12 protein-coding genes are annotated in these 13,067 nt (G+C 71.2%); 6 read left to right on the forward strand and 6 right to left on the reverse strand.

What is annotated here, in order from left to right:
* Positions 1–21: 21 nt before the first annotated feature.
* The gene (locus APAU_RS00315; protein WP_006299642.1) at positions 22–999 is read right to left on the reverse strand and encodes a LysR family transcriptional regulator; all 978 of its coding nucleotides are present in this window, start codon (positions 997–999) and stop codon (positions 22–24) included.
* 117 nt (positions 1,000–1,116) lie between these two features.
* On the opposite strand from APAU_RS00315, the gene APAU_RS00320 reads away from it, so the two are divergent.
* The 5 genes from APAU_RS00320 (at position 1,117) to APAU_RS00340 (ending at position 7,284) form a co-directional block, all read left to right on the forward strand.
* Positions 1,117–2,400 (forward strand): APC family permease, encoded by a 1,284-nt coding sequence (locus APAU_RS00320; RefSeq protein WP_006299643.1) that lies wholly within the window; start codon positions 1,117–1,119, stop codon positions 2,398–2,400.
* Positions 2,401–2,583: 183 nt separating this feature from the next.
* Positions 2,584–2,841 (forward strand): DUF6953 family protein, encoded by a 258-nt coding sequence (locus tag APAU_RS00325; protein ID WP_006299644.1) that lies wholly within the window; start codon positions 2,584–2,586, stop codon positions 2,839–2,841.
* Positions 2,842–5,925: a DEAD/DEAH box helicase gene (locus tag APAU_RS00330; protein ID WP_006299645.1), complete on the forward strand. Its 3,084-nt coding sequence runs from the start codon at positions 2,842–2,844 to the stop codon at positions 5,923–5,925.
* A gap of 4 nt (positions 5,926–5,929) precedes the next feature.
* Positions 5,930–6,778, forward strand: a complete 849-nt coding sequence (locus APAU_RS00335) for an SWIM zinc finger family protein (protein ID WP_006299646.1) — start codon at positions 5,930–5,932, stop codon at positions 6,776–6,778.
* Entirely contained in the window at positions 6,775–7,284 is a 510-nt protein-coding gene (locus APAU_RS00340; RefSeq protein ID WP_006299648.1) for a GNAT family N-acetyltransferase, read from the forward strand. The genes APAU_RS00335 and APAU_RS00340 overlap by 4 nt, the downstream gene beginning before the upstream one ends.
* Positions 7,285–7,339: 55 nt before the next feature.
* Here APAU_RS00340 and APAU_RS12320 read toward each other — a convergent pair whose 3' ends face one another.
* The 5 genes from APAU_RS12320 to APAU_RS00365 are packed head-to-tail and all read right to left on the reverse strand — an operon-like array spanning position 7,340 to position 12,133.
* Positions 7,340–8,335 carry a 4Fe-4S binding protein gene (locus APAU_RS12320; protein WP_006299649.1) on the reverse strand — a complete coding sequence of 332 codons (996 nt, stop codon included), beginning with the start codon at positions 8,333–8,335 and terminating at the stop codon, positions 7,340–7,342.
* 1 nt (position 8,336) lies between these two features.
* The gene (locus tag APAU_RS00350; RefSeq protein WP_006299650.1) at positions 8,337–9,893 is read right to left on the reverse strand and encodes an HAL/PAL/TAL family ammonia-lyase; all 1,557 of its coding nucleotides are present in this window, start codon (positions 9,891–9,893) and stop codon (positions 8,337–8,339) included.
* 23 nt (positions 9,894–9,916) lie between these two features.
* A complete protein-coding gene (locus tag APAU_RS00355; RefSeq protein ID WP_006299651.1) occupies positions 9,917–10,462 on the reverse strand; it encodes a hypothetical protein in 546 nt (181 codons plus the stop codon).
* A 5-nt stretch (positions 10,463–10,467) separates the two neighbouring features.
* The gene (locus tag APAU_RS00360) at positions 10,468–10,710 is read right to left on the reverse strand and encodes a hypothetical protein (protein WP_006299652.1); all 243 of its coding nucleotides are present in this window, start codon (positions 10,708–10,710) and stop codon (positions 10,468–10,470) included.
* Between the two features lie 25 nt (positions 10,711–10,735).
* Positions 10,736–12,133 (reverse strand): sodium:solute symporter family protein, encoded by a 1,398-nt coding sequence (locus APAU_RS00365; protein ID WP_006299653.1) that lies wholly within the window; start codon positions 12,131–12,133, stop codon positions 10,736–10,738.
* Between the two features lie 247 nt (positions 12,134–12,380).
* Between APAU_RS00365 and APAU_RS00370 the strand changes: the two genes are divergently transcribed.
* Complete coding sequence (locus APAU_RS00370; RefSeq protein WP_006299654.1) at positions 12,381–13,046, forward strand: GntR family transcriptional regulator; 666 nt, start codon at positions 12,381–12,383, stop codon at positions 13,044–13,046.
* Positions 13,047–13,067 lie beyond the last annotated feature (21 nt).

Raw genomic sequence — 13,067 nt, forward strand, 5'->3', positions numbered from 1 at the left:
TCCTTCGGAATGGTGGAGCGATCATACCCCTTGGGGCAGCCCCGATCCAGGGGGAGAAGGGGTTGTGCACCCTTCGGTGGATGGATGGGTGGATAACTTCCCGGCGGCTCGCCAGCCCTCCGCGGCCTCCCGGGTGAGGCGCAGGAACTCCCGGGCCCCGGGGGAGAGGCGACGGTTTCTCCGCCACACCACCTGGGTGCGGAAGGGTTCCTCCAGGGGCGGGGCCTTCAGGGCCCGGTAGCGCCCCGCCTCGATGCCCCCCCGGGCGTAGACCCGGGGCATGAGGGCGATCCCCAGGCCGCTGGTCACGCACTGGCCGATGGCCTCCATGCTCCACAGTTCCAGGGTGTGTTCCAGCACCACCCCGTGGCGGCGGAACAGGTGCTCCGCCAGGGTCCGGTAGCTGCACCCCTGCTCCGTGAAGATGAACCCCTCCTCCAGCCGTCCCTCCTCCAGGGCCCGAAGGAGCAGGTCCTCCTCCGCCTCCGGAGGGCCCACGAAGAGCAGCTCCTCCTCCACCAGGGAGAGGCTCTCCAGGTCCGGGTGCCGCACCGTGGGGAGGATGATGAAGGCCAGGTCCGCCTCCCCGTGGAGGACCCAGTCCGTCATGGCGGAGCAGGTGGCGTTGCGCAGCCGCACCAGCACCCGGGGGTGCCGATGCCGGAAGGGGCCCAGCACGTCCCCCAGGCGGGCCACGGTGATGCTCTCCGCCGCCGCCACGGACAGGTCCCCCTGGGGCTCCAGGGGGTCCCCCGCCAGGTGGGGGATGCGTCGCTGGAGGGCCAGCATCTCCTCTGCCAGGTCCAGCATCCCCCGTCCCTCCTCCGTCAGGGCCAGCCTGCGGCCGGATCGGTCGAAGAGGGGGGTCCCCGCCTCGACCTCCAGGGCCTGGATCTGGGCGGACACGGTGGACTGGGAGTACCCCAGCCGTCGGGCCGCCAGGGTGAAGCTTCCCAGGTCCGCGGCGGTGCGGAAGGTCTCCAGAAACCGGGTCTCCATGGGTTTCCCTCCTTGAAGGGCGTATCGGAATTGCCGATGGCTTGGATCGGAAGGTTCCGTTTGCCCGATGGCTCGTTCGCCCCTATCCTACCTCCAACGAGGACGGAGGTGGAGGGCATGGAACGGAAGAAACTGGGAGTGCCGGCCCTGGCGGGGCTGCTGGTGGGGCCGGTGCTGGGGTCGGGGGTGATCCTGCTGCCTCCCCTGGCCCTGGAGGGGGCGGGGAGCGCCTCCGTGGCAGCCTGGGTCGTGACCCTGGGCATCATGGGGATCTTCGCGGGGGTGACGGCGGCGCTGTGTCTGCGCTACCCCGGGGACGGGGGGCTCACGGAGGCGGTGGGGGCGGCCTTCGGCCCCGGGGCCCGGGAGGCCTGCGGGTGGCTTCTTCTGGGGGCGGTGTGCTTCGGCCCTGCGGCGGTGCTGCTCACCGCAGGGCAGTACCTGGCCCGGGCCTTTCCCGTGCCCGGAGGAGAGGTGGGGGGCGCCGTTCTGCTCCTGCTCCTCGCCCTGGGGCTGCTGCTGCGCCGGGTGACCTTCGTGGGGACCCTGGCCCTGGGGGCGTCCACCCTCATCGGGGCGGTGCTCTTCGCGGGCAGTCTGGGGGTGCTGCTGCACCCCGCCCCGGCGGTTCCCCTGCCCCCGCCCTCTCCCCTGGCCTTCGGCCGGGTGCTGGTGCTGCTTTTCTGGGCGGTGATCGGCTGGGAGATCCTGGGGAACTACACCGGGGAGATCGAGAACCCCCGGCGAACCGTCCCCCGGGCCGCGGGGCTGGCCTTCGGGGCGGTGACGGGGATCTACCTGGTCCTGGTGAAGGCGCTGCCCCGGGCGGCCGCCTCGGGGGGCGGGCTGCCCTCCCTGGCGGATCTGCTGCGTCCCCTCTTCGGGGGGACGGCGGAGGGGTTGCTGGCGCTTCTGGGGACGCTGCTTTGCCTGTGCACCTACCTCATGGTGGTGGGAGGGGTGGCGCGCCTGGGGGTCTCCATGGCGGAGCGGGGGCGGCTGCCCCGGTTCCTGGGGACCCGCAATGCCCAGGGAGCCCCCGCGGCGGCGGCGGCGACCCTCTGCGGCATCCACGCCCTGGGCCTGGGGGCCACCGCCCTGGGGGCGGTGGACGTGGCCTTCCTGGTGGGGGCGGCCAACGGCCTCTTCCTGCTGAACGCCCTGCTGGTGGTGGCGGCGGGGGCGCGGCTGCTTCCGGGACGTCCCTCCCGATGGGCCTCGGGGTTTCTGGCCCTGTGTTTCGGGGGGCTTTTCTGCCTGGCGGACCGGGGGGCCCTCCTGGCGGTGGCGGCGGCGCTGCTGCTGTCCCTGCTGGATCTGTCCCCCCGGAGAGCGGTGGCCCCACGGCCCTGCGGGGTCCTCCCGGGAGGGGAGACGGCGGAGGCCTCCTCGGGGGCGTAGCCTTCCATGGATCCCGGAAGGGGATGCACCAAGGGGGGAGGGGGAGCCCGAAGGGGTTCCTCCTCCCCCTTTCTCCGTCCGGGGGGCCCGAGGGGGTGCGGCGGGGGCGCATCCGGGGTAGGATGAAGGGTCCACGAGCGCCCGCAAAGGGGCCGGGACGTTTCGAGGGAGGCGGATGACCCCATGAGGGATCGGGAACTGGCGGAGTGGATGCTGGAGGAAGTGAACCGGGACGGGGTGCTGACCCAGGACCGGGTGATCCGGGAGATCCTGGAGACCACCGGCGGGGAGTTCGCCTGCATCAACCGGGGGGGAAACTGGGCGGTGTCTCGGGTGCTCCGGGAGGCCTTCCGGAAGCTGGCGGGGGATTCGGTGACCTGGGACGAGGCCCATCGATGCTGGCGGAAGGCGGTTCCCCCGGCGGAGGAGCCGAGGAGCTAGGTGGAGACCCTGCCCCCGGCTTCGCCGGGTTCCCCGCAGGGGGAAGAGCCCCGGATCGCCCTGCACCTGTCCTTCTGGCGGGGGCGGGCCTGGCTGTGGGGAGAACGGGCCTTCCCCTGGGAGGAGCCGGGGCCCCGACACCCCGGAGACGCGGGGAGGGAGGGGCTTCGGGAGGTCCTGAAGCGCCTGGGGGCGGGGGTTCGGGTCTCCCTCTCCCGGGTGGAAACCCCCTGGGCCTGGCTGCCCACCCGGGGCGCCCTGCCCCTTCCCTCCTCCCCCCTGCTGGGGGAGCCGAAGGGACGGGGGACGGTCCGCCTGCGCCCCCACGGGGTGACCGCCCTGGGGCTGGAGGCGGGGGAGCTGTTTGACCTGCTGGCGGCCCTGGCGGAGGGGACGCCCCCGGGGATCGGGGGGGACGCCTCCCTGGTCTGGTGGGGGCGGCTGGCCCGGGAGGCGGCGAACCTGGGGATCCGGGAGGCCTGCCTTCCCGGCCTGGTGCGGGGGGATCGGGGCTGGGAAGCCCGGTGGATCCCCCTTCCCGACGAGGAGGCCCAGCAGGCCCTGGACCGCCTGGCCGTCTCCCTGCCCGGGGTGGCCCGGTGTCTGGGGGAAGGGACAAAGACCCCTCCGGAGACGGCCCCCCGGTTCCTGGCGGAGACTGCGGCGGGGTGGCTGGCCGATGCCCTGGGGCGCTCGGGTCCCGTGCCTTTTCCCCCCCGCTTTCCCGGCCCTCGGGAGAGCCTGCACGATGCCTGGCTGGAGGCCCTGGGGGCCCCGGACCCGGTGGTCCCCTGGCCGGAGGAGGGGGAGCTGGAGGACTTCGCCGCCCGGCTGGACCGGTGGCGCCGTCCCCTGGAGATCCTGGCCCGTTCCCCCCTGCGGCTGGTCTTCCGCCTCCTGGAGCCGGAGGACGGGGAGGGGCGGGGGCCCTGGCGGGTGGAGTACTTGCTCCAGCCCCGATGGGACCCGAGTCTCCTGGTGCCCCTGGGGGCGCTCTGGAGGAAGGAGGAGGTTTCCCGGACCCTGGGGCTGGGGGAGGGGGAGGAGGCCTTCGTCCGGCTGGCCCTGGAACAGGCCGCTCCCATCTGCCCGGAGGTGGAGGCCAGCCTGGAGGACCCGCACCCCGAGGGTTTCGCCACGGACCTGGAGGGGGCCGCGGGGTTTCTCGCTCGGGGGGCGGAGGCCCTGCGGGGCGCGGGGTTCCCGGTGCTGCTGCCCTCCTGGTGGCTGGGACGGGGGGAGGGGCGTCGCCTGACCCTCCGGGGGGTCGTCCGGACGGGGGTCGCCGCCCCCGCCGGGACGTCCCTGGAGGACCTGGTGGCCCTGGACCTTCAGGCCTCCCTGGGGGAGGAGGTCCTGGAGCCGGAGGAGCTGGAGGCCTTGGCTCGGGCCAAGGCCCCCCTGGTGCGCCGCCGGGGACGGTGGTTCTGGGCGGACCGGGAGCAGATCGAGACGGCCCTGCGGTTCCTGGCCGCCCGAAGGGGAGAACCCCGGACGGTGCGGGACCTGCTGGAGGCGACCCTGGGTTCCCCCCGTCCCTTCGGGGGGGTGGAGCTGGCCTCCCTGGAGGCAGAGGGAGATCTGGGGGAACTGCTCCGGCTGGCGGCGGGAAGCGCCCCCCTCCCCCCGGCCTCCCAGCCCGAGGGGTTCCGGGGGACCCTGCGTCCCTACCAGCTTCGGGGCCTGGCCTGGATGGCCTTCCTCCGGCGCTGGGGCCTGGGGGCCTGCCTGGCGGACGACATGGGGCTGGGCAAGACCGCCCAGGCCCTGGCCCTGATCCAGAGGGACCGGGAGGAGGGGCGCACCGACCCGGTGCTGCTGGTGTGCCCCACCTCGGTGATCCACACCTGGACCGCCGAGGCGGCCCGCTTCGTCCCGGACCTGCCCCTGCGGGTGCACCACGGGCCGGACCGGCCCCGGGGGCGGGCCTTCGTCACCTCCCTGGCGGGGGCGGGCCTGGTGGTGACCAGCTACGCCCTGCTCCAGCGGGACGGGGAAACCCTGCGCCGGGTCGCCTGGGGCGGGGTGATCCTGGACGAGGCCCAGAACGTGAAGAACCCCGACACGGCCCAGTTCCGGGCCGCCCGGAGCCTCCGGGCGGGCTTCCGCCTGGCCCTGACGGGCACGCCGGTGGAGAACCACGTGGGGGATCTGTGGTCCCTCTTCGAGTTCCTCAACCCGGGGCTGCTGGGGGGGCGGGAGGCCTTCCGACGGGAGTTCTTCCGCCCCATCCAGGTGTGGGGGGACGATGGGGCCGCCACCGCCCTGCGCCGCCGCACGGGGCCCTTCATCCTCCGGCGGCTCAAGACGGACCGGTCCGTGCTGCCGGACCTGCCGGAGAAGGTGGTGTCCCGGGAGTTCTGCACCCTCACGGTGGAACAGGCCTCCCTGTACCGGGCGGTGCTGGACCGGGGGGAGGAACGGGTGGCGGAGTCCCAGGGCATGACCCGGCGGGGGGAGGTGCTGGCCCTGCTGACCCGGCTGAAGCAGGTGTGCAACCACCCCGCCCACTTCCTGGGGGACGGCTCCCCCCTGGAGGGGCGCTCCGGAAAGCTGGCCCGGCTGGTGGAGCTGCTGGCTCAGGTCCGGGAGCAGGGGGAATGCGCCCTGGTGTTCAGCCAGTTCGCCGAGATGGGGGGACTCCTGCGGGACTACCTCCAGCGCCGCCTGGGGGAGGAGGTGCTCTTCCTCCACGGGGGGGTGCCCCGGGTCCGACGGGACGAGATGGTGGAGCGGTTCCAGGGGGAGGGAGGCCCGGGGGTCTTCGTGCTCTCCCTCAAGGCGGGGGGGACGGGGCTCACCCTCTCCCGGGCGAACCACGTGGTGCACTACGACCGCTGGTGGAACCCGGCGGTGGAGGATCAGGCCACGGACCGGGCCTACCGCATCGGCCAGAGGAAGAACGTCTTCGTGCACCCCCTCATCGTGGCGGGCACCCTGGAGGAGCGCATCGACGCCCTCCTGGAGAGCAAGGCGGATCTGGCGGACCGGGTGGTGGGGGCGGGGGAGCGGTGGCTCACGGAGCTGGGGGATCGGGACCTCCACGCCCTGCTGGCCCTGGACCGAAACGCGACGGAGGAGTGAGGCCATGGAACGCCATCGGGGAGGCGGCTACGCCATCCCCCAGCCCGTGCGGGTGGTGGGGGGCATCCGGGCGCACAACCGCAAGGGGGACTTCGCCCGGAGCTGGTGGGGGAAGCGCTGGCTCGCGGCGCTGGACGCCTTCGACCTGGGGGTCCGCCTGGGGCGGGGGAAGAACTACGCCCGCCGGGGGCAGGTGGTGTCCCTGGAGGTGGCCCCGGGACGGGTCCGGGCTCGGGTCCAGGGAACCCGGGCGAAGCCCTACGAGGCGGAGATCCGGGTGCGCCCCTTCACCCCGGAGGAACGAGACCTGCTGGGGGCCCGGCTGGGAGAGGAACCTCGCAACGCCGCCCGACTCCTGGGGGGGGAGATGCCCCAGGGGATGGAGGGGCTCTGCCGGTCCCTGGGGCTGTCCCTCTTCCCGGAGGGGCGAAAGGACCTGGAGTTCTCCTGCACCTGCCCGGACCCCGTGACGCCCTGCAAGCACCTGGCGGCGGTGTTCCTGCTCCTGGCGGAAGCCTTCGACGGGGACCCGCTGCTGCTGCTGCGCCTTCGGGGGCTGGACTTGGAGGCCCTGCGGGAATCCCTGCTGCGGGAGGCCCGGGAGGAGCGCCTTCCCGTGCCGCAGCCCCTGCCCCCGGACCCCGGGGCCTTCTGGGGGACCCCGGAACTCCTCCCCCCCCCGTCCCTGCGCCCGGGGGGAGAGGTCCACGCCCCCTGGGCCCGTCGCCTGGGAAACCTCCCCTTCTGGCGCTCCTTCCGCCCCTTCCTCCCCTCCCTGGAGACCCTCTCCGCCGCCCTGGCGGAGGAGGCCCGCCGCCGGGGGGAGGCCCTGTCGGGGGAGGGGAAGGGATGACGAGGGAGGCCGAGCCCCTCGGGGGAGGCAAGGGCGAGATGGTCCTTCGTCCCCTGGAGGAGGGGGACGTGCTGCTGGTGGCCCTGTGGCTGAACCGGGATCCCCTGCGGAAATGGTTCGGGGATCCGGAGGATTGGCTTTCGGAGATCCGGGAGAGGGAGGGGCGGTTCTCCTTCCTCCGCCACTTCGTGGCGCTGCTGGGGGAGGATCCCGTGGGCTTCTGCCAGTACTACCGGTGCGCCGATGCGGACGAGGAGGTCTATCGGTCCTTCCCCCGGGAGGGGACCTACAGCGTGGACTATGGCCTCGGGGATGCGGCCTGCCTGGGAAAGGGGTTGGGGAGGGAGCTGGTCCGCTGCCTTTCGGAGCGGGTGCTGTCCCTCCCCGATGCCCGGAGGATCGTGGTGGCCCCGGATCGGGAGAACGAAGCCTCCCGCCGGACCCTCCTCCGGTGCGGCTTCGTCCTGGACGAAGAACGGGGGGTCTTCGTGAAGGAGCGGGATTAAGGGGGCGCGCCGAGGGGGGCGAGGCGTCCCGCCGAGAGAAGCCCGGCTCCGCCCTCTACCCCCGGGGTCCCAGGCGCAGGGCCCCGGCGGGGCAGACCTCCACGCAGAGCCCGCACCCCCGACAGCGGGAGGAATCGAAGCTCATGGACCTCTTTTCCTCCCGACGAGTTACCTCGAAGACCTGGAAAGGACACCGAGGGACGCAGCGTCCGCATCGGACACATCGGGAGTCGTCCCACTGGACCCGGTACTTCGCCTCGGGCCAGAGGCCCACGCAGTGGAGGCGCTTGCCCACCCGGGCGGGGTAGCAGCAGCAGCCGTCGCAGTTGCAGAGGGCGTCGGGGCCTGCGGAGTGCATGAGTCCTGCCTCGTGGGCCCGGCGCACCACCCGGGCCGCCTCCTCCCGACTCAAGGGGCGTCCCCATCCCCGGTGGACCACTGTGTTCACCTTCTCCGGGTCCAGGTAGAGGATGCAGGTGTCCAGGGGGAGGGAGCAGTTCCGGGCGATGGCCCGGCAGTTGCAGGGCACCAGGGTGGCCTGGCGGGATGCGTTGCGGACGTAGTCCAGGGCTTCCCCCAGGGGGAGGATCACGTCGTTCCCCAGGAAGGGGGCCTCCGAAGGAGGCAGATCCAGCCGGCGGCGCATTTCCCGGAGGCGCTTGGCCTCCACCCCCGCCACCAGCCTCCGGGCGTAGGCGTCCAGGTACCAGTCGTCCAGGCGGCGGCGCAGGCTCTCCGGCAGGGCCAGCCAGGTCCGAGGTTCGAACTGGGCGAACAGGTCCAGACGGCTGTAGAGGGTGCCCCGGCGGAAAAGCTCCGGCTGCTCGGGGACCCGGTTCAGGCACCCGCGCCGGTAGGCGGCGGCGCAGAGGCCCTCCGCTTCCTCCGAGGACCCCCCCAGGAGGGAGGCTGCCTCGCAAGGGGAGAAGCCGTCCCGGTCCGCCATCCCCCGAAGGAGACGCCGCTCCTCCGGGGTGGTCATGGCGGCCAGGGCCTCCTCCACCCCCTCCGGGGCCTCGAACAGGACGGCGAAGGATCGAAGATCCTCCATCTCAGTCCAGCGCTCCCGTCACGGCTTCCGCCGCCTCCAGCACCGCCCCGGAGCGGATCAGGTCCGCCAGGATCTCCACGTAGGGCCCGGGACGGTAGTCCTCCTCCAACGGGGGGACCTGGGCGCGCACCAGCCGGTGGACCGCCGCCGTGGCCACCGCAGGGGGTTCGGGGTGGAACTCCAGGGCCTGGCAGGCGTTGAGCAGCTCCGTGGCCAGCACGTAGTCCAGCAGGGTCCCCAGATGGTACAGCTTCAGGGAGGCGTTGGCCCCCATGCTGGTGTAGTCCTCCTGACAGGCGGAGGTGAACCCGTTGTCCACCGTGGCGGGGTGGGACAGGAGGCGCATCTCCCCCAGGATCCCCGCGGCGGCGTATTGGGGGATCATGAGGCCGCAGTTCTCCCCCGGCCTCGGTGTCAGGAAGGGGGGAAGCTCGCTGACGTGGTGGTTGATGAGCCGGTCCGCCCGGCGCTCGGACATCTTGGCGATCCCCGTGACCGCGATGGCCCCGCAGTCCGCCGCCATCCCCACATAGGAACCGTCGGCGTTGCAGGCCATCAGCGCCTCTCCCTGTTCGTCCTCTCCCGGGAAGATCAGGGGGTTGTCCACCGAGGAGTTCAGCTCCGTCTCCAGGGTGGCCAGGCCGTCCGCCAGGAGCTTCTTCGCCGCTCCGTGGAGCTGGGGGATGCAGCGTAGGGACAGGGCGTCCTGCACCCGGTGCCCCTTCCAGCGGGCCAGGATCCCGCTGTCCCCCAGGAGACGGCGCAGGTTGGCGGCGGTCCGGATCTGGTGCTCGTGGGGCCGGGCGGCGTGCACCCGGGGGTCCATGGCCATGAGGGTGCCCTTGAGGGCCTCCAGGGAGAGGGCGGCCACCACGTCGGCGGTGCAGGCTCCCGTCCAGGCGTCGTGGAAGCCCAGGCAGGCCAGGGCGGTGACGAAGGTGGTGCCGCTGGTGAGGCTCAGGCCCTCCTTGCTCTCCAGGGTCCGGGGGGCCAGACCCGCGCGTTCCAGCCCGACCCGGGCGGGCATTTCCCGGCCCTCGTGGACCACCGTCCCCTCCCCGATGAGGGCCGAGGCGATGTGTCCCTCGTGGCAGAGGTATCCCACGGACCCGTGGGCGGGCACCCGGGGGATCACGTCCCGGTTCAACATCCCCGCCAGAAGCTCCAGGGTCTCCAGGGCGATGCCCGTGTGCCCCGAGCCCAGATGCTGGAGCATCACTGCCATCAGGGCCCGGACGCACTCCTTCGGGAGGGGTTCTCCCAGGGAGCAGGCGTGGGTGCGGGCGAAGTTCCGCTGCACCGTCCGCCGGGCCTCCGGGGGGACCTTGCGGTTCCAGTTCTCCCCCAGACCGGTGGTGATCCCGTAGACCGGTGTCTCCTGCTCCGCGAACCGGTCCGCCAGGGCCCGGCATCGCCGGACCCGTTCCTCGTACTCCCGGGAAAAGCGCACCCTCGCGCCGTAGCGGGCGACGGCCACCACCTGGGAGACCTCCATCCGTCCCCCCAAGGTCACCGCATCGATCCGGGACGGATGGGGGGGCTGGGTTTTCTGGGACATGTCCTCACTCCTCGCTGGGTGGGTCAAAAGGTTCGATGGCTGCTGCATCCGTCGGCGGCGAAGGGAAGGTAGCGCACCCGGCAGCCTTCACGGGGCTCCCCGTAGAGGGCCACGTAGAAGGGGCGGTACACCGGGGCGTCCTCCTCCAGGTTCACCTCGGGGTAGCCCCCCACCCGACGACGGAGCACTCGGAGCACCAGGCGGCTTCCCTTCTCCTCCATCCGCTCCCGGGGGAAGGAGCTGTGCTGGATCTGCTCCTCCCGGGCCTCGTAGGACACCAGGGGCTCGGGAATCTCCTCCGCCCAGAGGGCCCCGCCGGTGCTGCCGTTCACCAGCACCCGACAGAGCTGCCGCTTTTCCCCCCGGTCTTTGAAGAGGTTCCGGGAGATCCAGTTGGGGCGGTGGAGCACCGAGAAGAGCAGGACCCGGTATTCCACGAAGTGCAGCCGCAGCTCCGCCAGGGCCTGGCCCCGCAGGAGGAGGCGTCCCAGAGGCCCGCCCTTGCGGCGGGCCTCCGAAAGCACGTCCTCCTGGGAGCGGAGGATGGGAAAGATGGGGATGCGGGGCATGAAGGTTACTTCCCGCTCTCCTCGTGGTGCCGGCGCAGGAACGTCACGGTACTGCGCAGGTAGTCCAGAAAGATGAGGGTGCAGGCGGTCATGACGGCGTAGGGGATGATCCGCCCGAGGAGCAGGTCGTTCTCGCTGTACATGCCGTAGAGGATGGTCCCCACGATGGCGAAGTACAGGAGGATGAGGAAACCGTCGATGCCGAACCAGCTGATCTGGAGATCCTTGGTGTCCTTTTTCGTGGTCATGTGGATTCCTCCCTTGGTCCTGCGGTCAGTCCTGAAGGAACGCGGCGTTCCGGGGTTTGCCGATGCGGTTTCCCACCAGCCAGACGATCAGGGAGGCGGGCAGGGAGAGGACCAGCGGCTCGATCTCCGTGATCCCCGGGAAGGCCTTCAGCAGCCCGAAGGTGCCGCCTCCCACGATCATGGCCAGCAGCCCCCCCATCTCCGTGATCCGCCCCTTGAAGACCAGGCCTCCCACGATGGGGACGAAGGCCGCGGACATCCAGATGCTGGCGATGAACAGGAAGGCGTCGTAGACCAGCTTGAACCGGAAGGCCAGGGAGAGGCCGATGATCCCCAAAAGCACCACCGCCACCCGGGTGTAGGTGAGGATGGCTTTTTGCGAGAGTTTCCCGGTGCCTTTGAGGCGGGCGAAGATGTCGTTGGCCAGGGTGGCGCCCCCCACCAGGTAGTAGCTGTCCAGGGTGGAGACGATGGCGCCGATGAGCCCCACGATGAAGAAGGCCCGGACCCCCACGGGGAGGTTCTCCAACACCATCTTCACGTAGGCCACCTCGGGCTGCATGTCCGGATACAGGGCCCGGGCGATGACCCCGGAGGTGCAGATGACGATGTCGAAGGCGATCCAGATGCAGAAGCAGGTCAGCAGGGCCCGGCGTCCCACCTTGGGGGAGGTGGAGGCGGAGAAGCGCTGGTAGAAGGTGGGGTCCGCATAGGGACTGAGGCAGAAGATCACCAGCATCACGGCCTTCCAGAAGCCCATGCCCGCCGTGGGGTGGAGGAGCTTGGCGTTCTCCCCCAGGGCGTTCCGAAGCCCCGCCCAGCCGCCGATGTCCGCGTAGAGGCCGGGAAAGACCATGGTTACCCCGAAGACCATGCAGAAGAACATGATCATGTCCGTCACCGCCACCCCCATCAGGCCCCCCCAGATGGTGAGCACGATGACCAGGGCTACCATCAGGGTCCCCGCCAGGATGTTGCTGACCCCCCAGGCGGCCTCCCCGATGTAGCCCACCGCGGTGATCTCCCCGATCTGGGCGCAGACGAAGAACATCAGCACCGCCCCCAGCAGGGCCACCCGGCGGCCGTAGAGGCTTTCCAGCAGGTCCGGGACGGTGATGTCCGTGCGGATCTGAATGCGCGGCCCCACCCAAAGGGCCAGGGGCATGCGGATCAGGTGGGCGCCGATGGACCAGATGGTCCAGGTGGAGATGCCGTACACCGCCGCGTAGCCCACGGTGCCCACCACGCCGATGCCCCCGTACCAGGAGGCCGCCAGGGTCCCCACCACCAGGGACCAGGGAAGGCTCCGGTTCGCCAGGAAGAAGCTCTCCATGTCCTTGTTGCGCTTGGAGAAGTAGTACCCGATGCCCAGAACCAGGATGACGAAGAGTCCGATGAGGACGTTGTCCATCGCCGAGAGCACGCAGAACACCTCCTAGGGATTTCGTGGACTGCCGGATGGAACGGACGGACGGCGCGGTTCGGCCATGGCACCCTCCTTTCGGTCGTGGAGCCCCGAGGCTCCCGAAACCCCGCTCCCCGAAGTGGTATAAAGGGCGCGGACGGTGCGTCGAAGGAGAAAGGGCACTTCGATGTACCGGTGTATCGGTATATTGGACATGCTGGCCTGAAAGGTTCCACAGTGCAAGATGCGGGAGGAGGATTCGGGGATGATCCTGTCGAGCACCGACTCGCTGCGAAAGCAGGTCTACGAGTACCTGAAGGAGAAGATCGCCTGCGGCGAGCTGCGTCCCGGCGAGATGATCGACCAGAAGGAGATGCAGGAGCGTCTGGGGGTGAGCAAGACCCCCCTGCGGGATTCCCTGATCCGCCTGGAGGCGGAAGGGGTGGTGACGATCCTCCCCAGCCGGGGGGTCCGGGTGAACCGCCTGACCCTCCGGGAGGTGCGGCACATCTACCAGATCGGCGGAGCCCTGGAGGCGGCGGCCTTCGAGGCGGTCTTCCCGGCCATGGACCCGGGAACCCTGGGGCGCATGGAGGCGGTGCAGCGGGAGGTGGTGGAGCGGATGGGGTCCGGAGACTACGGGCTCTGCCCGGATCGGAACGTGGAGTTCCACGAACTGGCCCTGGGACTGTGCGACAACGAGGCCCTCGTCGCCCAGATCCACCTCTACCGATCCCGGCTCTACGATTTCCCCCGGAAGGACCTGATCTCCGTCCGGGACTGGGAGGACCGGTACTGGGAGCAGCACTGGGAGATCCTGCGCCTCTTCCGGGAGGGGACGGCCCGGGACCTGGGGGCCTTCATCCGGGAGGTCCACTGGAATTTCGACGCCCACCGGGACGTGCTGGCGACGTACTACGAGGAGGCCTGAGGAAGGTTCCGTACGGGAAAC

The sequence above is a fragment of the Aminomonas paucivorans DSM 12260 genome (assembly GCF_000165795.1).
Lineage (GTDB): Bacteria > Synergistota > Synergistia > Synergistales > Synergistaceae > Aminomonas > Aminomonas paucivorans.

What these genes read in the sequence shown, in the direction of transcription:
- APAU_RS00315 (WP_006299642.1), bottom strand. Translation starts at nt 999, where the DNA reads ATGGAGACCCGGTTTCTGGAGACCTTCCGCACCGCCGCGGACCTGGGA.
- APAU_RS00320 (WP_006299643.1), top strand. Translation starts at nt 1,117, where the DNA reads ATGGAACGGAAGAAACTGGGAGTGCCGGCCCTGGCGGGGCTGCTGGTG.
- APAU_RS00325 (WP_006299644.1), top strand. Translation starts at nt 2,584, where the DNA reads ATGAGGGATCGGGAACTGGCGGAGTGGATGCTGGAGGAAGTGAACCGG.
- APAU_RS00335 (WP_006299646.1), top strand. Translation starts at nt 5,930, where the DNA reads ATGGAACGCCATCGGGGAGGCGGCTACGCCATCCCCCAGCCCGTGCGG.
- APAU_RS00340 (WP_006299648.1), top strand. Translation starts at nt 6,775, where the DNA reads ATGACGAGGGAGGCCGAGCCCCTCGGGGGAGGCAAGGGCGAGATGGTC.
- APAU_RS12320 (WP_006299649.1), bottom strand. Translation starts at nt 8,335, where the DNA reads ATGGAGGATCTTCGATCCTTCGCCGTCCTGTTCGAGGCCCCGGAGGGG.
- APAU_RS00350 (WP_006299650.1), bottom strand. Translation starts at nt 9,893, where the DNA reads ATGTCCCAGAAAACCCAGCCCCCCCATCCGTCCCGGATCGATGCGGTG.
- APAU_RS00355 (WP_006299651.1), bottom strand. Translation starts at nt 10,462, where the DNA reads ATGCCCCGCATCCCCATCTTTCCCATCCTCCGCTCCCAGGAGGACGTG.
- APAU_RS00360 (WP_006299652.1), bottom strand. Translation starts at nt 10,710, where the DNA reads ATGACCACGAAAAAGGACACCAAGGATCTCCAGATCAGCTGGTTCGGC.
- APAU_RS00370 (WP_006299654.1), top strand. Translation starts at nt 12,381, where the DNA reads ATGATCCTGTCGAGCACCGACTCGCTGCGAAAGCAGGTCTACGAGTAC.